Origin of the sequence: Kitasatospora sp. NPDC096140 (genome assembly GCF_040303045.1) — a bacterium.
Classification (GTDB): Bacteria; Actinomycetota; Actinomycetes; order Streptomycetales; family Streptomycetaceae; genus Kitasatospora.
Genome location: NZ_JBEOUW010000005.1, coordinates 105487 through 121822 on the forward strand (window position 1 = coordinate 105487; position 16336 = coordinate 121822).

A 16336-nucleotide genomic window follows, 5' to 3' on the forward strand; every position below is an offset into this window, starting at 1 on the left:
GACGATCGGCTTGCCCTGGACCGGCTTGCCGCCCTGGAGCGGCTGCAGGCCGGCCCGCAGCTGGGGCGGCGCGCCGAGCCGTTCCACCGGCGGGGCGCCGGTGCGGTGCACCCGCAGCCAGGCGGTGGCCTGCTCGGCCGGCAGCGCCGCCGACACCAGCCAGCCCTGGACGGCGTCCACGCCCATGCAGTGCAGCCGCTCCCAGGTCTCGTCGTCCTCGACGCCCTCGGCGACCACGGTCAGGCCCAGCGAGTGGGCGAGCTCCACCGAGCAGCGGACCACCGCCGCGTCGTGGTCGTCGGCGACCATCCGGGAGACGAAGGAGCGGTCGATCTTCAGCTCGCCGACCGGCAGGCTGCGCAGCCGCACCAGTGAGGAGTGCCCGGTGCCGAAGTCGTCGAGGGACATCCCGACGCCGTAGCCGCGCAGCTCGGCGAGGGTGTCGGCGGCCCGCCGGGAGTCGTCCAGCAGCAGCCGCTCGGTGATCTCCAGCTGGAGCGCGTGGGCCGGCACCTGGTGGCGCACGAGGTGGCCGGCGACGCGCTGGGCGAAGCCGGGGTTGAGCACGTCCCGCGGCGAGACGTTCACCGCGACCTGCACCTGCAGCCCCTGGTCGCGCCAGTAGGCGAGCTGGCCGACCGCCGCCTCCAGCACGTAGTCGGTGAGCCGCGGCATCAGGCCGCTGGACTCCGCGAGCCCGACGAACTCGTCCGGCGAGACCCGGCCCTGGCCGGGGCGCTCCCACCGCAGCAGCGCCTCCAGGCCGACCACCCGGCCGTCGAAGGCCACCTTGGGCTGGTAGTGCAGCTGCACCTCGCCGGTCTCCAGGGCCCGCCGCAGGTCCCCCAGCAGCCCGATCCGGTACGGGGTGTCGGCGTCCTGGGTCTCGTCGTACTGGGCGACGCCGCTGCAGCCGCGCTGGGCGTGGCCCATCGCGACGTCGGCGCGGCGCAGCAGGGACTCGGCGTCCTGGGCGTGCTGCGGGTAGACGCAGACGCCGGCGCTGGCCTCCAGGACGAGCAGCAGCCCGTCCAGCCGGATCGGGGCGGCCAGTTCGGCGATCAGCGCCTTGGCGACCCGCTCCAGGCTGTCCGGGCAGTTGATGCCGGGCAGCAGGACGGCGAACTCGTCGCCGCCCATCCGCGCCACCATCGGGCGGCCGCGCCGGTAGTGCCGGGGCAGCCCGGCGAAGACGTCGTCGATGGACTCCCGGGTGGCGCTGCCGGCCGGGCCGCCGGAGCGCAGTGCGCGGTGCAGTCGGCGGGAGATGTGAACCAGCAACCGGTCACCGGCCGTATGACCGAGTGTGTCATTGAGTGATCTGAAGCGGTCGAGGTCAAGCAGGATGAGACCGACGCTGTACCCCTGGTCGCACTCCGCGATCGCCTCCTGGGCGGCCAGCAGTAAGGCCTGACGGTTGGGCAGGTCCGTCAGCGGGTCGGTCAGTTGGTCACGGGCGCGGTCCCTGGCGATCCGCCAGGCCGCCACCAGCACGGCCAGGGGCACCGCGAACAGCGGCAGCAGTTCGGGTTCGTACCGGTAGACCAGGACGGCCAGCGGGATGAGCGGCGCAGCACCGGCCAGCAGCACGCCGAGCAGCAGGACCGCACCCGCCACCCCCTGCGGCGGGCGTGTGGGCGCACCGCCGGTCGTACGATCCATAAGCCCTGTCCTCCGTCGGGCCCGCCCCGTCAGGCCGCCTTACGGTGAGGCACCGTGCCGGTACCGACAGCTGCCGGGCATGGAGCGACCCCGCGGAGCACCGGCCCAGCCGGTGCCCCCACCCCTGCTGACACTCTGTTGCGCACCAGGGTATGCCTGGGCCCACCCGGTGGGCAGACTTTCGGACAACCGGAAACGCGCCACCGCGCACGAGTGTCACACAGTGACACAATGCCCGCTTTCACTGCACGTACCCGGTGACGTTGCATCAGGACGATAACAACACGGATCCGACCGCCCGCCGCTCGGGTCGGCTCCGGGTCAGCCCTCGGCGGGCACCTGCTCCGGCTCGGCGGCCTCCTCCGGCTCCGGAAGTCCCAGGTGGGCACGGGCGGCGGCCGGTCCGTCAGCCAGCAGGACGGCGAAGCCCGCGTCGTCCAGGACGGGCAGTCCGAGCTGAACGGCCTTGTCGTACTTGGATCCCGGGTTGTCACCGGCGACCACAAAATCGGTCTTCTTCGAAACCGAACCGGTCACCTTCGCTCCGCGCGAGGTCAGCGCCTCCTTGGCGCCGTCCCGGGTGTGGCCGGCCAGCGTGCCGGTCACCACGACGGTCAGACCCTCCAGCGGGCGCCCCGCCTCCTCCTCGTCCGCGAACTCCTCGGTGAAGCGCACCCCGGCGGCGCGCCACTTCTCCAGGATCTCCCGGTGCCACTCCTCCTGGAACCACTCCACCACGGACCGGGCGATGATCGGCCCGACGCCCTCGACCGCGGCCAGCTCCTCCTCGGTGGCCGAGAAGATCCGGTCCAGGTCGCGGAACTCCCGCGCCAGCTCCTGCGCCGCGACCGGCCCCACGTGCCGGATCGACAGACCGTTGAGGAACCGCCAGAGCGGGCGGTCCTTCACCTTCTCCAGGTTCTCCAGCAGGACTCCGGCGGTCTTCTTGGGCTCGCCCTTCTGGTTGGCGAAGAAGGTGGCCTTCTTCTCCTTGCCGGTGCGGTCGTCCAGCTTGGGCATGCCGGTCTTCTGGTCGCGCACCAGCACCTGCAGTGGCAGCAGCTGCTCCATCGTCAGCCCGAAGACGTCCCCCTCGTCCTTCACCGGCGCCTCGGCCGGCTCCAGCGGCTGGGTCAGCGCGGTGGCCGCGACGTAGCCGAGACCCTCGACGTCCAGGCTCGACCTCCCGCCGAGGAAGGCGATCCGCTCGCGGATCTGGGCCGGGCAGAACTGGGCGTTGGGGCACCGCAGATCGATGTCGCCCTCGGTCATCGGGCGCAGCTCGGCCCCGCACTCGTGGCAGTGCGAGGGCATCACGAACTCCCGCTCGGTGCCGTCCCGCAGGCTCTCCACCGGGCCGAGGATCTCCGGGATGACGTCGCCGGCCTTGCGCAGCACGATGGTGTCGCCCAGCAGCACGCCCTTGGCCTTGACGACCTCCTGGTTGTGCAGCGTCGCGTACTGCACCATCGAGCCGGCCACCTTCACCGGCTCGGCCAGCACCGCGTACGGGGTGGCCCGGCCGGTGCGGCCGATGCCGACCCTGATCTCGGCGAGCTTGCCGGTGACCTCCTCCGGCGGGTACTTCCAGGCGATCGCCCAGCGCGGGGACTTGGAGGTGGCGCCGAGCCGGCCCTGCAGGGCGATCTCGTCCACCTTGACGACCACGCCGTCGATCTCGTGCTCGACCGAGTGCCGCTGCTCCCCGAAGTGCTCGATGAACGCCCGCACCTCGTCGAGCGTCCCCACCACCTCGTTGTGCCGGGCGGTGGGCAGGCCCCAGTCGTGCAGCAGCCGGTAGGCGTGCGACTGGTTGTCGATGTCGAAGCCGACCCGGGCGCCGATGCCGTGCACCACCATGTGCAGCGGGCGCGAGGCGGTGACCAGCGGGTCCTTCTGGCGCAGCGAACCGGCGGCGGCGTTGCGCGGGTTCATGAACAGCCGGATCATCGCCCGGGGCCGCTTGCCCTCCTTGGCGCGCTCCTCGTTCTCCGCGCGGCGGCGCTCGTTCTCCGCCACGAAGGAGGCGTTGAGCGCCTCGAAGGCCTCGGTGGGGAAGTAGACCTCGCCGCGGATCTCCACCAGCTCGGGGACGTTCTCGCCCTTGAGCCGGTGCGGGATCTCCTTGATGGTGCGGACGTTGGCGGTGATGTCCTCGCCCACCCGGCCGTCGCCGCGCGTCGCCGCCTGCACCAACTGGCCGTTCTCGTAGGTGAGGTTGACGGCCAGGCCGTCCACCTTGAGCTCGCACAGGTAGTGGTACTCGATGCCGGCCAGCTCGCCGGCGACACGCTCGGCCCAGGCGGCGAGCTCGTCGTCGTCCATCGCGTTGTCGAGGCTGAGGAGGCGCTCGCGGTGCTCGACCTCGGCGAACAGCTCCGTCGGGGCGCCGCCGACCTTCTGCGTCGGGGAGTCGGGGGTGACCAGGGCCGGGTGCTCGGCCTCCAGCGCCTCCAACTCGCGCATCAGGGCGTCGAACTCGGAGTCGCTGACGACCGGGGCGTCCTGCTCGTAGTAGCGGGCGCGGTGGTCGGTGATCTCCTGCGCCAGCTCGGCGTGCCGCCGGCGCACCTCCGCCGGGACGTCCTCCCAGCCCTCGACAGCCGTCACCGCAAGCCCTCCTACGTTCTCATTCCGGGTTGTCCACCAGGCTCTGCGCCGCCCGTACGCTCTGGGACAGCGCCCTGCGCGCGTACGCCGGGGAGGCCCCGGCCAGCCCGCAGGTCGGCGTCACCAGCACGCGGCGGCCCAGCAGCTCCGGGGCGAACCCGAGCCTGCGCCACAAGGTCCTGACACCCTGGACACTACCGGCCGGGTCCGACACCGCCTGGTCAGTGGAGGGGACGACACCGGCGAGGATCGTCGTGCCCGCCTCCACCGCCTCGCCCAGGTCGTCGTCCGAGCGCTCGGTGAGGAGGGAGAAGTCGAGGGAGATCCCGGCGACCCCGGCCCGGCGCAGCAACGGGACCGGGACGTCCGGCGCGCAGCTGTGCACGACGACCGGCGCGTCCAGACCGCGGATCGTCTCGCGCAGCACCTCCTCGGCGACCTGCCGGTCGACGGCGCGCAGCCGCTGGAAGCCGCTGGCGGTCCGCACCGCCCCGGCCAGCACGGCGGGCAGCGAGGGCTCGTCGAGCTGGAGCACGACCTCCGCGCCCGGAATCCGCCTGCGGACGTCGGCGAGGTGGCGGCGCAGGCCCTCGGTGAGCGAACCGGCGATGTCCCGGCAGGCGCCGTGGTCGGCGAGCGCCTTCTCGCCGTGCTTCAGCTCGATGCTCGCCGCCAGCGTCCACGGGCCGACGGCCTGCACCTTGAGCGCGCCCTCGTACCCCTGGGTGAACTCCTCCAGGGCGTCCAGGTCCTCGCCGAGCCAGGAGTGGGCGCGCCGGGTGTCCCGGCCCGGACGGTCGGTGAACCGCCAGCCGCTGGGCTCGGTCTGCGCGAACAGCTCGACCAGGAAGCCGGCGCCGCGGCCGATCATGTCGGCGCCCGGTCCGCGCGCGGGCAGCTCGGGCAGGAACGGCAGGTGCTCCAGCGCCCCGGTGGAGGTCTTGGCAGCCTCCCGGGCGTCGGTGCCGGGCAGCGAGCCGACGCCGGTGGCGGCGCCGCGCAGGTCGGGGAAGGGGTGATCGGTGCTCACCCCACCGAGCCTAGTGCGCGGCGCCGGGACCTCGTTCCGGTGGGCCCCGGCGCCCCCGGGCGTTCCTCAGCGTCCCGGGCGGACGCTGATGTCGGTGATCTCCGCGTCCCGGGAGGCGTCCAGCGCGGCCAGCACCGCCTTGGCGACGGACTCGGGCTCGATCCAGCGGGCGGCGTCGTACTCCTTGCCCTCCTGCTGGTGCACCTTGACCTGCATCGCGGTCGCCGTACGGCCGGGGTAGACCGAGGTGACCCGCACGCCGCCCGCGTGCTCCTCCTGGCGCAGCGAGTCGGCGAGCGCCTTCAGGCCGTGCTTGCTCGCCGCGTACGCCGACCACTCGGCGTGGGCGTTGAGGCCGGCGCCGGAGTTGACGAAGACCACGTGGCCCTTGGCGAGCCGGAGCGAGGGCAGCAGGAGGCGGGTCAGCTCGGCGGGGGCGACCAGGTTGACGTTCAGCGTCTCCTGCCACGCCTTGACCGGCAGTTCACCGACCGTGCCCAGCTCGACCACGCCCGCCACGTGCAGCACGGAGTCGAGGGTGACGGGCAGCTGCTGGTGCCCGAAGGCCCAGGACAGCTTGGCCGGATCGCCGAGGTCCCCGACGAGGGTGCGGGCGCCGGGGAAGCGCTCCCGCAGCTCCGCGGCCCGGCGGGCGTCGCGGGCCAGCAGCCAGAGGTCGTCGCCGCGCTCGGCGAGCTTCCCGGCGAGGACGGCGCCGATGCCGGAGCCGGCGCCGGTGATCAGATGTGCAGCCATGGGTCCGATCCTCTCAGGCCTTGAGCTGCGCAAACACCTCGGCGGGCGTGTCGGCGAAGGTGACCAGCTCGGTGAGCGGCCGGGGCAGGAAGCCCTCGGTGTCCATCCGCTCCAGCTGGGTCCGCAGGCCCGAGTAGAAGCCCTCGGTGTCCAGGACGACGACCGGCTTGTCGAACATCCCGTGCTTCTTGAGCTCCAGCACCTCGGTGACCTCGTCCAGCGTGCCCAGGCCGCCGACGAGCACCACGATCGCGTCCGCGCGGGCCGCAAGCTCCGCCTTCCGCTCGGCCAGGTCGGCGGTCATGACCAGCTCGTCGGCGCCGACGTAGCCCTTGTGCTGCAGCATCTCGACCATGACGCCGACCAGCGTGCCGCCGGCCGCCTTCACCCCGTCGGCGAGCAGGCCCATCAGCCCGGCGTTCGAGCCGCCCCACACCAGGGTGTGCCCGCCCTCCCCCAGGAGCCGCGCGAACTCGGCGGCGGGGGCGGCGTAGCGGTCGTCGAGCGAGTACGCGGAGCAGAAGACAGTGATGTTCATAGTGCCCACTGGTCTATCACGCCTCCTCTCCCCCACTCACCGGCATTACGCCCGGTGACCGGTTGCCCCTAAGGTGCTGCGCGTGCGCCAACTGGAGATATCGGACCTGATCACGGCCGTGGACCCGCGCGACGGCCGCCGGCTCCCGGTCGCCCGCGACGAGGTCGTCCGGCAGCTGCGGGAGGGCGGGGACGAACCGGCCGCCCGGATCGTCGCCGGGCTGCCCGCCGACCGCGACGGCACGCTCGACCCCGACGCCGTCGACCGGCTGCTCGTCGGCGTGCACACCGAACTCCAGCGGCTCAGCGAGGAACTGCGCATCGGCGACCGCCTCGTCCACCTGCTCGGCCCGCTGTTCGACGCGATCCGGGCGGACGGCGGCCGTCCCGGCCCCTACCGCCTGGTCGACGTCGGCTGCGGCCTCGGCTACCTGGTCCGCTGGCTCGCCGCGACCGGCGCCCTCGGCCCCGACGTCGAACTCGTCGGCGTCGACCTGAACGCCGCACTCGTCGGCGAGGCGGACCGGCTCGCCCGCACGGAAGGGCTCGACTGCCGCTTCGTCCACGGCAACGCCTTCGAACTGCCGGAAGCCGCCACGGTCTACGTCTCCACCGGAGTGCTCCACCACTTCGGCGCGGACGCCCTCGGGGAGTTCTTCCGGGCACAGGCCGCGTCGCCCGCGCTCGCCTTCTGCCACTTCGACATCGCCGCCACCGGCCTGGCGCCCGTCGGCGCCTGGGTCTTCCACCGTGCCCGGATGCGCCACCCCCTCGGCCGCCACGACGGCGTCGTCTCCGCGATGCGGGCGCACCCCGACGAGGTGCTGCTGCGGGCGGCGGCGGTGCCCGGCATGCGGGCGCTGGTGTACGAGCCGCGCGGACTGTCCAACCCGTTCTGCACCACGCTGCGGCCGGTGATCGGCGTACGGCCGGAGCTGGAGGCGCCGCTGCGGCGGGCCCTCGGCCGCCGCGCCCGACGGCTGGTCGGGCCCGAGCACCTGGTCGGGGCCGCCCGATGACGCTCGCCGCCGCCCTCCTGCTGCTGGGCCTGGTCGACTCGGCCTTCAGCGGCTTCCGCGCCTACGCCGGACGCGACGCCCGCATCCGCAAGCACCGGCGCAACCTCCGGGCCGCCGGGCGGGGATTCGCGGTCGGGGCCGTCCTGCTGACCGCCCCGGCGGCGGTGGCGGGCCTCCTCCTGGTGACGGCCGCCGACCGGGCGCGGACCTACGGGGCCCTGACCGCCGGCGCTCTCGGCTACCTGCTCCCGCTGGCCGTCTACGCGGTGGCGGTACTGCTGTCGCTGGCGGCCTACTTCACCCTGCCGTTCCGCGCCGGCACGCTGGCGATGGTCATCGGCCTCGGCCCGCTGACGCTGCTGCGGCCCGTCGCCGTTGCGGCGGGCTGCCTCGGCGCGGTGGTCAACGGCGGCGGCGCGGCAGCGCTGCTGGTCGGCACGGTCGCGGGAGCGGCGGTGCTGTGCGTCGAACCCCTGGTGCACCGCCGCTGGTACCGCGAGGTGCAGTAGCCCGGCTCGGGGCTCAGTCCTTGTACGGAACGAGCTTCGACAGGCTCAGCGTGAAGCCGAAGGGCTCCGGAATGCCGATCGCGTCGCCGAACTTCCGGTCGCTGCGGGTGTGGTACCGGTCGTGGTTCGGATCGGAGAACAGCGTCACCATCTGCTGGCGCGGGTCCACGATGAGGTAGAGCGGGATGCGCATCACGGCGTAGTCGTGCAGCTTGTCCATCCGGTCGTTGCCCGGGTTTGACGGCGGGACGACCTCGACCGCAATCAGGGCTTCGGCAGCGGGGGCCTTGTTGCCCGGCTCGGACAAGACCTCCACCGGCAGGTACGTCAGGTCCGGCTCGCGTCCCTTGGAGACGTCCGGGCTGACGATCTGGCTCCGCTCGCTGGGGAGGTAGCCGTCAGGAGCGTGCTGCTCGAACTGCCGGCGCACCTGGGCCAGGTTGAGCTGGTGGATGCCGGACGGCGGCGCCTGCATGATCAGTGTGTCTCCGGACCACTCGATCCGGACGCCTTCCGCTCATGTTGCCCTCCCCGGGAGGTGTGCCTCGGGAACCGTAGCCGCCGGAGCGGACACCCGGGTGAAGGCCCGGCGGTAGGTGCGGGGCGGGACTCCGCGGCGGCGGACGAACTGTTCGCGCAGGACGGCCGCGCTGCCGTAGCCGACCCGGCGGGCGATCTCTTCGACCGGCAGGTCGGTCGTCTCCAGGAGTTCCTCGGCGCCGCTCAGCCGCAGGTCCCGCAGCCAGGCGTGCGGGGTGGTGCCGGTGGCCGCGGCGAAGCGGCGGAGGAAGGAGCGCTTGCTCATCATCGCCCGCTGCGCCAACTCCGCGACCGGCAGCGGCTCGTGGAGGTGCCCGCGAGCCCAGGCCAGCACCTCGGCGAGGCGCTCGTCCTGGCCGTCCTCGGGGACGGGCACGGCCAGGTACTGGGCCTGCCCGCCGTCGCGGTGGGAGGGCAGCACCATGTCCCGGGCGATGTGGTTGGCCAGGGCGGTTCCGTGCTCCCGCCGGATCAGGTGCAGGCACAGGTCGAAGCCGGCGGCGGCTCCCGCTCCCGTGGTGATCCGCCCCTCGTCGAGGTAGAGCGCGTCGGGTTCGACGGTGACGTCCGGGTGGGTGCGGGCCAGCAACCCGGCGAACCGCCAGTGCGTGGTGGCCCGGCGGCCGGCGAGCAGACCGGCGGCGGCGAGCGCGAACGTGCCGACGCAGTGGGCGGCGACCAGCGCACCGCGCTCGTGCGCGGCCGACAGCGCGTCGAGCACGGCGGGCGGGGGCGGCGTACGGAATCCGGCGCCGGGCAGGGCGAGCACGAGATCGGCGGCGGCCAGCCGGTCCAGGCCGTGCTCGACGGCGATCGGCACGCCCAGGTCGGTCGGGACGCTTCCCGTCCGGTCCGCGCAGAGGGCGAAGTCGAAGCCCGGCGCCGCATCCCCGTGCGGGCCGAACACCTCGGCGACGATGCCGACGGCCAGCATGCCGACGCCGGGCGGGACGTACGCGGCGACGGTCGTGAAGGGAGCCGTGGAAGCCATCCGCGGATGATGGCACATTTCCTGCGATCAGTGGCATCCGTGCCACTCGTCGGGGGCCGGCCCGTCCGAAAGGATCGGGGCATGAACGACGCACCGCTCGGCCGCAGCGCCCAGTACCAGGTCCTGACCACCGGCTACGTCGGCTCCACCGGCCCCGGGGTCGCCGCCACCGTCTCCTACGTCGCGGACGCGGGACGGCACGTGATCTTCGACCCGGGCATGGTCGCCGCCCACGACGACATCCTCGCCCCGCTCGCCGAGTTGGGGCTCGGCCCCGACGACATCACCGATGTCGTGCTCAGCCACCACCACCCGGACAACACCATGAACGTCGGCCTGTTCGGGAAGGCCCGGGTCCACGACCACAAGGTCGAGTACCAGGGCCACCACTGGACCAACCGCGACGCCGAGGGCTACGAACTCACCCCCTCCCTGCGCCTCATCCGCACCCCCGGCCACAGCCACGAGGACATCACCCTGCTGGCCGGAACGGACGCGGGCGTCGTCGCCTTCGCCGGCGACCTGTGGTGGCACCGGAACGGCCCGGCCGACGACCCGGTCGCCCCCGACCGCGAGGTCCTGCGGGCCTCCCGCCGCCGGGTGCTGGACGCGGCGGACGTGATCGTCCCCGGCCACGGCGCCCCGTTCACCGCCGACGACAACCCGCCGCTGTAGCCGGGCCCACTGCTTGTCCCGACCTCAGCGAAGAGTCACGTGCCCCGCGGCCTGCTCGGCGAGCAGGCCGCCGGGCAACTGTCGTGACGATCTCCTCGTCTAGCGTCGGCAGACCAGGATGCCTCCGAGACACGTGATCTTGAATGAGCCCTCGTTCGCGATGGTGTCGGCTGCGATCTCATGCGCCCGGCCGACAGTCTCTTCGAACGGGACACCGCACTGCGAGGCCCAGGCTTCGTACGAGGCCAGGTGGGCGATCAGTGGTGCGGGGTCGGTGAGTTCGATGCTTCCGGGCAGTTCTCGGAGCCGGATGTCGCCGAACGTCGCCCCGAGGTAGCCGACCGCCTTCTCCAGAGAGAAGCGCGAGCTGAGCGAGACCCGTGGCGGTCCCTCGGGGACGCCCAGGACGTCGCCGGCCGCCTGCATCCAGAGCCGGTCGAGTTCACACTTGTCGGTGTCGCTGTTGGTCGATGCGAGAAGCACGCCGTCAGGTCTCAGAACCCGGGCAAGGCCCTCGATCGTGGCCTCGATGTCGCCCACGTGGTACAGCATGTGCAGGGCCAGTACGGCATCAGCGGAGTGGTCGGCGAAGGGCAGTGCCTGGGCGTCGGCGACCAGCACCGGCTTCTCCACCTCAGCGAGGATGCCCGCCGAGATGTCCACGCCCACCACCTGCAGGTCCGGACGGTCCCGGCGGAGGCGGTCGACGAACCTGCCGTTGCCGCAGCCGACGTCGAGCACCGTGCCACTGCTGTCGGCCAGTTCTTCGACGACGATCCCCGGCAGGTCGTACCGTGGCTGCTGCCAGCGGTAGATCGACTGGCGTGCGGCAAGATGCCGCCCATCGGCGTATGCGCTGTGCCTGAGGACAGCCTTGTCGGAGACTGCGGCATCGTGCTGCGCGGTGTTGCTCGTCACGTGGCTGGCTCCGAAAGGCTCGTGAGGGCAGGGCGGGAGCAGGCTTCCGTGACATTCTCTCGAAGACTCAAGATCAGTGGAGATCCCGCATAGACCGGCTCGGCAAGACGGGCGTTCAGAGCAAGCAGGCGGGCGGAGATGCTCGCCGTCCGCCGCTCCGCTGCCGCGTCGAGCACGACCGTGAGCTTCTCCTTGACTCCGTCGAACTCCCCTTGTGCGAGATGAGCGTTGGCAAGGTCGAGGCAAGCTGCCATGAGATCACCAGAGGACTGCTCGTTCTGCGGCCCCGCCTTGTACAGGGCGATGGCCGTCGACGAGGCCTCAACGGCACGGCCCAGGTGGACACGGCCACCCATGGCCAGTAACGCCGTACCCGCGTAGGCCCATTGCTTGGCCTCCGGGAAGGTGAAGACGCCTGGAAGGTCGACTACGGACACGGCGCTACGGGCGGCTGCGGCGTCTTCCACCGCTCGCGACGCGCTGTCGACGTCTCCGAGCGCGGCAGCGGCTCGGGCTTCGAGGCTGAGCAGGCGGGCCGCAATGGTTCCGCCTTCTGCGAACGGCAGGCCGGACCGCGCGGCTTCGACAGCCGTGCGGTAGTCCTGTTGCCAGTAGGCGATCAAGGATTGGACGGACCTGATCCAAGCCCGAAGCCCGTTGTGGCCGGCTGACTCCGCGCAGCGCCAAGCTGTTCTCGACAGCGTGGCTGCAGCCGCGTACTGACCCAGGTCAAGGGCCGCGTGCGTAGCCAGTCCGCACAGACGTCCAGCCTGCAAATACAGGTGGAGTGCCTGGTAGGGGTGTTGGCGGCCACGGAGCAACTCGAAGACAGCCCGCCGAAGGGCTCCGATCTCGTGAACGAGCTCGGCGACGGGACTGCTGACGTAGTCGGCGGCAAGCCTCGCGATGTCGGCATCGACCTGTTCCAGGAGAACGTCATCCACGTTGGAAGTGCTGACACACCGCAGGAAGACCGCTGACTCTTCCGCATCAGCCTTCACAGCAGCAACAACCGCGCTGTCGGCCACGTTCAGGCACCGGTCGGGTTCGCGCGACAGGCCTGCCGTTCTGCCGCTGCGGGCAAACGTGACGGCCTCGAACGCTTCTGGCTGCACCAACAGCAGAGAATTCAGCTGATCAACCGATATTCTCATTTCACGCGCGAGCTTCGGCCGGATCCAAGGCTGCGGAGTGCTCCTACCGGTCTCCCAGCGGCCCACGGTCGTGCGGTCCACGTGGAGGGCCTCGGCCAGTGATTCCTGGGTATGCCCGACGGCCTCCCGGCGCTGAACGAACTTCTGCCTCTTGGGTGACATGCCGCTCCTCCCGCCGAGCGCCGCTTCTGTCAGCGATAACACGCCAGCTCACGACCAGGGTTGCAGCACGGATGCCTCATGAACGCCGCACTTCTGCTCTGGCTCATCGGTGTTGAAAGCGGTTCCGTAGAGCTTGCCGGTGAGCACAGGTGCTGGTCGGCACGCCGGCTCCTCACCTCGATGAGGGTTCGGTCTCACGTCCATAGCCAGTTACAGAGTCGCTGGGCGGATACGAGCAAATGCCGCAACACAGCTCCGAAATCGTAGTCCGTACGCAGCGGCAAGCGGCCCCGAACGCCCGAATCCCACCCGAATCAGGGACTCGGCTCCCCTCAACGTTGGAGTTGCCATGCCACGCGCGATGCTGGAGTCTCACGCACCGCCCGACGCTGGTTCGAGGCCGGCCGCCAAGGTGCTGTTGCCCTACCTGCCGGAATCGGCGGGTCAGGCTCGCCGTTTCGTCCGGGAGACGCTGACGACGTGGGACATGGTCGAGCTCATCGACGTGACCGAGCTCGTCATCAGCGAGTTGGCCACCAATGCTGCGAAGACCGGATGTGGGCGACGGATGACGGTCGCCGTCGAACGCGTGTCCCGGACGACCGTGCGAACTTCGGTGCGCGACGGCTCGCGTACCCTGCCGGTGCTGATCCAGGCTTCCCCCGATGAGGAGTGCCACCGTGGCCTGGCTCTGGTGGACCGCCTGACCAGCGGCCGATGGGGCGCAAGCATCGAACCGTTCGGGAAGGTCGTTCACGCCGACCTCTCAGTACCCGCGCCGACGCCCCCGTGAGCAGGCATCATCCGGACAACAGTCACGACTCCGAAGAAGCGCCGCCATCCCATCCCGGAGACGTCCAAGTCTGGACCGCCCTTGGGGTGTCGGCCGCTGCCGGGCTGCACGTCCTCGTCGCGGCCCTGGTGTTGATCAATCGCGCCCACTGACTCCCCGCCCGCGGCGCCGGCCCGGCGTCGCGGGCGGGACCAGCGCTCCCACCCGACACCTCGGACGACAAGAGAGGTCAACCCAGCGACAGGCAGGACCCCTACTCGCTCCCACTGCCCGCACAGGTGATCCACCTGGCGGCGGAGGCATCCCGGAGGGCGGTCACGCGCCCTCCAGGAGCTGCCGTCCGCATGCCCCTGGAGCATGCGAGCGACGGCTGGCCAACACCCGGCAGGCAAGCACCTGCCGGAACGACAAGCACGGAGGTACACACATGGGCAAGCACGGCGGCGGCTCCGGCGACGGCAAGGGCGGAAAGCAGCAGGACGACAGCAACAAGGGCGCCGGACACGGCGGCGGCGGTTCGGACGAGGGCGGGAACACCTCGGACGGCTCGTCCCCGGCGGGCGGCGGCAAGTGACCGGCGAGACGCACGAGGAGGCGGGCCCCCTGGGGCTCGCCTCCGCGCTGGTGGCCGGCGGCGCGCTCTCCTCGGACTGGCTCCCCGCCTCGATCGCGGTGCCCCGAGAGCTGTTCGTCCCGGATCGCATCTGGCCGGGCATCGCGGACGGCACCCGGCAGAACCCCGTGGTGTACCGCTCCCGGGAACCCGAGGCGTGGCGGAGGGTGGTCTACTCGGACATCCCGCTGACCACCCAGTGGGACGACGGAGACCACGAGGGGGACGGGCTCGGCACAACGCCGAGTTCGTCCAACTCCATGCCGACGATGGTGTTCTCGATGCTCCAGGACCTGGACGTCCGCCCGGGAGATCGGGTCCTGGAGATCGGTACCGGAACAGGCTGGAACGCCGGCCTGCTGGCCCACCGCTTGGGCAACCGCAATGTGGTGACCGTCGAGTACGACCCGGACGTTGCTCTGGGTGCCCGGGAGAACCTGCGCCGGGCAGGCCTGAAGCCGACTGTGGTCGAGGGCGACGGCAGATCCGGATGGGCGCCGGAATCTCCGTACGACCGGATCATCGCCACGTGTTCCCTCCTCGAAATCCCTCCCGCATGGCTGGAGCAGATCTCTCCCGGCGGGATCATCGTCGCCCCCTTCGGCACCGAGTACGGCGGCGAGCACATCGTCCGCCTCACGGTCGATGACGACGGCACCAGCGCGAGCGGGCGGCTCACCCGGGGCTCCGCGTTCATGAGGCTGCGACAACAGCGGACGGACCGGCCGCTCTTCGAGGGCTACCTCCACGGAAGGGAGTGGCCTGCAGACGGGGTGAGGAGCACCACCTCACTGGCCCCGCCCGACACCGGAGGCTGGTTGGAGCAGTTCGTCATCGGCGCCGCGGTACCCGGCGCGTTCTGGCGGGCGGAGCGCTACGACGACGGCGCGTACACGCTCTGGCTCTACAGCCGCGACACCCTGTCGTGGGCCTCCGTCGACTACGAGCGGGACCGCACGGAGTACGAGGTGTACCAGTCCGGCCCCCGTAGGCTGTGGGACGAGGCCGCGGCCGCGTATCAGTGGTGGTCCGGCCAGGGCCGCCCCGGCCATGACCGGTTCGGCCTGACCGTCAACCCCGACGGCCAGTACGTCTGGCTGGACTCCCCCGACCACCCCGTCCCACAGCGCTGATCGGGCCCGGCCGTCCGCACCGGACGGCCGGGCCCCGAGTGACCCGCGCGGGCACCGCTCACGGGTGCTGGAACAGCACCTCCGGGTTGGCCACCGACGGGCCGTCGAGCAGGGGCGGGTGGAGGCCCTTCAGGGTGCGGTCGAGGAAGGCTCCGACGTACTCCCGGGTCAGCTGCATGCCGCGCTCCGGTGAGGTGGTCGTCCCCGGAGGCATCGGCAGGCCGATCCCGGCGGCCAGCACCGGGACGTCCGTGAAGCTCGCGTGATTGGTGCCCGTGACGGCCAGCCAGGGCTTGTAGCCCTTCCAGCCGGCCCAGGCCTGCCCCCAGGACGGGTCCCCGCCGTCGGCGGTGTGGTTGCTCTGCTTGCCGAGCAGGAGGAACGAGCGTCCGGCCAGCGTGTCGGCCGGGACGGGCGGGAAGAACGATCCGTCCATGTTCACCCCGGCCCGGATCCGCCGGTCCTCGGCCATCGCCGTCAGCGCCGACGCGCCGCCGATGGAGTGCCCGGCCATGCCGATGCGGTCGCGGTCGATCAGGTGCGACAGGCGCCAGGCGGGGTCGTGCCCGGTCAGCCGGTCCAGGACGAACGAGACGTCCTTCGCCCGGCTGTCGGGGAGGGTGTCCGGGGCGCCGCTGTCGCACAGCGCGCAGCCCGGGGTGGTGCCGTCGGCGAGCGTCTCACCGGAGTCCTCGTAGGTGTGGCCGACCAGGGCCACGACGTAGCCGCGGGAGGCCAGGTCGGCGGCCAGGCCGGTCAGCGTGGCGCGGGGGTTCTCGAAGCCGGGCGAGAGGACGACCAGCGGGTGCTTCCCGCCGACGGGCTTCGCGCCGGTGTAGGCGTACGTCCTGGTGTCCGCGAGGTCCTGCGGCCGGAGTCCGGTGCCCGGCGGGACGCGTGTCGCCACGAAGCCCTGGGCCTCGCCGAGGGTCATGTAGGGAGCGGGGACGCCGGTGCCCTCCCGGGCGGGGTAGAACATCGACACCGCCACCTGCCGCGGGCCGGCCGAGGGCACCCACGGGTCGGTGCGGCCCTGGTCGGTCAGGTGCAGCACCTCCTCGCCGACCGCGTACGGCCCGGTGGGGCGCGGCAGTTCACCGTGGAAGGCGGCCGGGGTCACCACTGCAGGCGCAGTAGCAGACGGCGAGGCCATGGCGGCCCCGGCCGTCGGGAGGGGCAGGGCGAGGAGGAGGGCCGCGAGGGCCGCGATGCGGCGGGATCCGTTCATGACCGC

General features: G+C 71.8%; 15 protein-coding genes and 1 pseudogene. 6 read left to right on the forward strand and 10 right to left on the reverse strand.

What is annotated here, in order from left to right:
* Positions 1 to 10 precede the first annotated feature (10 nt).
* From ABT048_RS06615 to ABT048_RS06635, 5 genes and pseudogenes are all read right to left on the reverse strand, one after another.
* A pseudogene (locus ABT048_RS06615) lies at positions 11 to 1599 on the reverse strand (putative bifunctional diguanylate cyclase/phosphodiesterase); the annotation flags it as partial.
* Positions 1600 to 1983: 384 nt separating this feature from the next.
* Positions 1984 to 4272 carry an NAD-dependent DNA ligase LigA gene (gene ligA / locus ABT048_RS06620; protein WP_350520184.1) on the reverse strand — a complete coding sequence of 763 codons (2289 nt, stop codon included), beginning with the start codon at positions 4270 to 4272 and terminating at the stop codon, positions 1984 to 1986.
* 19 nt (positions 4273 to 4291) lie between these two features.
* Positions 4292 to 5302, reverse strand: coding sequence for a methionine synthase (locus ABT048_RS06625; RefSeq protein WP_350520185.1), 1011 nt, complete (start codon positions 5300 to 5302; stop codon positions 4292 to 4294).
* A gap of 66 nt (positions 5303 to 5368) precedes the next feature.
* A complete protein-coding gene (locus ABT048_RS06630) occupies positions 5369 to 6058 on the reverse strand; it encodes an SDR family oxidoreductase (protein ID WP_350520186.1) in 690 nt (229 codons plus the stop codon).
* Positions 6059 to 6071: 13 nt separating this feature from the next.
* A complete protein-coding gene (locus ABT048_RS06635) occupies positions 6072 to 6596 on the reverse strand; it encodes an LOG family protein (protein WP_350520187.1) in 525 nt (174 codons plus the stop codon).
* A gap of 82 nt (positions 6597 to 6678) precedes the next feature.
* Between ABT048_RS06635 and ABT048_RS06640 the strand changes: the two genes are divergently transcribed.
* Positions 6679 to 7614: a class I SAM-dependent methyltransferase gene (locus ABT048_RS06640; protein WP_350520188.1), complete on the forward strand. Its 936-nt coding sequence runs from the start codon at positions 6679 to 6681 to the stop codon at positions 7612 to 7614.
* Positions 7611 to 8123, forward strand: coding sequence for a hypothetical protein (locus ABT048_RS06645; protein WP_350520189.1), 513 nt, complete (start codon positions 7611 to 7613; stop codon positions 8121 to 8123). Before ABT048_RS06640 ends, ABT048_RS06645 begins: the two co-directional genes overlap by 4 nt.
* 13 nt (positions 8124 to 8136) lie before the next feature.
* On the opposite strand, the gene ABT048_RS06650 is transcribed toward ABT048_RS06645, so the two are convergent.
* Together ABT048_RS06650 and ABT048_RS06655 are read right to left on the reverse strand one after the other, a co-directional pair.
* Entirely contained in the window at positions 8137 to 8625 is a 489-nt protein-coding gene (locus ABT048_RS06650) for a Uma2 family endonuclease (protein WP_350520345.1), read from the reverse strand.
* Between the two features lie 15 nt (positions 8626 to 8640).
* Positions 8641 to 9654, reverse strand: coding sequence for a GlxA family transcriptional regulator (locus ABT048_RS06655; RefSeq protein WP_350520190.1), 1014 nt, complete (start codon positions 9652 to 9654; stop codon positions 8641 to 8643).
* An 81-nt stretch (positions 9655 to 9735) separates the two neighbouring features.
* Here ABT048_RS06655 and ABT048_RS06660 point away from each other — a divergent pair, with 81 nt between their 5' ends.
* Positions 9736 to 10329, forward strand: coding sequence for an MBL fold metallo-hydrolase (locus tag ABT048_RS06660; RefSeq protein WP_350520191.1), 594 nt, complete (start codon positions 9736 to 9738; stop codon positions 10327 to 10329).
* A gap of 99 nt (positions 10330 to 10428) precedes the next feature.
* On the opposite strand, the gene ABT048_RS06665 is transcribed toward ABT048_RS06660, so the two are convergent.
* Both ABT048_RS06665 and ABT048_RS06670 read right to left on the reverse strand, forming a co-directional pair.
* The gene (locus ABT048_RS06665; protein ID WP_350520192.1) at positions 10429 to 11247 is read right to left on the reverse strand and encodes a class I SAM-dependent methyltransferase; all 819 of its coding nucleotides are present in this window, start codon (positions 11245 to 11247) and stop codon (positions 10429 to 10431) included.
* Positions 11244 to 12563, reverse strand: a complete 1320-nt coding sequence (locus tag ABT048_RS06670; protein ID WP_350520193.1) for a helix-turn-helix transcriptional regulator — start codon at positions 12561 to 12563, stop codon at positions 11244 to 11246. Before ABT048_RS06670 ends, ABT048_RS06665 begins: the two co-directional genes overlap by 4 nt.
* A 349-nt stretch (positions 12564 to 12912) precedes the next feature.
* On the opposite strand from ABT048_RS06670, the gene ABT048_RS06675 reads away from it, so the two are divergent.
* The 3 genes from ABT048_RS06675 to ABT048_RS06685 all read left to right on the forward strand — a co-directional run bounded on the left by ABT048_RS06675 (position 12913) and on the right by ABT048_RS06685 (position 15102).
* Entirely contained in the window at positions 12913 to 13356 is a 444-nt protein-coding gene (locus tag ABT048_RS06675) for an ATP-binding protein (RefSeq protein ID WP_350520194.1), read from the forward strand.
* A gap of 427 nt (positions 13357 to 13783) precedes the next feature.
* A complete protein-coding gene (locus tag ABT048_RS06680; RefSeq protein WP_350520195.1) occupies positions 13784 to 13930 on the forward strand; it encodes a hypothetical protein in 147 nt (48 codons plus the stop codon).
* On the forward strand, positions 13927 to 15102 hold the full coding sequence (locus ABT048_RS06685) for a methyltransferase domain-containing protein (RefSeq protein ID WP_350520196.1): 1176 nt from the start codon (positions 13927 to 13929) through the stop codon (positions 15100 to 15102). Before ABT048_RS06680 ends, ABT048_RS06685 begins: the two co-directional genes overlap by 4 nt.
* Positions 15103 to 15160: 58 nt before the next feature.
* Here ABT048_RS06685 and ABT048_RS06690 read toward each other — a convergent pair whose 3' ends face one another.
* The gene (locus ABT048_RS06690; RefSeq protein ID WP_350520197.1) at positions 15161 to 16330 is read right to left on the reverse strand and encodes an alpha/beta hydrolase family protein; all 1170 of its coding nucleotides are present in this window, start codon (positions 16328 to 16330) and stop codon (positions 15161 to 15163) included.
* Between the last annotated feature and the right edge of the window lie 6 nt (positions 16331 to 16336).

Bases quoted from the DNA above. Each gene is read 5' to 3' on its own strand.
- ABT048_RS06630 (WP_350520186.1), bottom strand. From the start codon at position 6,058: ATGGCTGCACATCTGATCACCGGCGCCGGCTCCGGCATCGGCGCCGTC.
- ABT048_RS06635 (WP_350520187.1), bottom strand. From the start codon at position 6,596: ATGAACATCACTGTCTTCTGCTCCGCGTACTCGCTCGACGACCGCTAC.
- ABT048_RS06645 (WP_350520189.1), top strand. From the start codon at position 7,611: ATGACGCTCGCCGCCGCCCTCCTGCTGCTGGGCCTGGTCGACTCGGCC.
- ABT048_RS06655 (WP_350520190.1), bottom strand. From the start codon at position 9,654: ATGGCTTCCACGGCTCCCTTCACGACCGTCGCCGCGTACGTCCCGCCC.
- ABT048_RS06660 (WP_350520191.1), top strand. From the start codon at position 9,736: ATGAACGACGCACCGCTCGGCCGCAGCGCCCAGTACCAGGTCCTGACC.
- ABT048_RS06670 (WP_350520193.1), bottom strand. From the start codon at position 12,563: ATGTCACCCAAGAGGCAGAAGTTCGTTCAGCGCCGGGAGGCCGTCGGG.
- ABT048_RS06675 (WP_350520194.1), top strand. From the start codon at position 12,913: ATGCCACGCGCGATGCTGGAGTCTCACGCACCGCCCGACGCTGGTTCG.
- ABT048_RS06680 (WP_350520195.1), top strand. From the start codon at position 13,784: ATGGGCAAGCACGGCGGCGGCTCCGGCGACGGCAAGGGCGGAAAGCAG.
- ABT048_RS06690 (WP_350520197.1), bottom strand. From the start codon at position 16,330: ATGAACGGATCCCGCCGCATCGCGGCCCTCGCGGCCCTCCTCCTCGCC.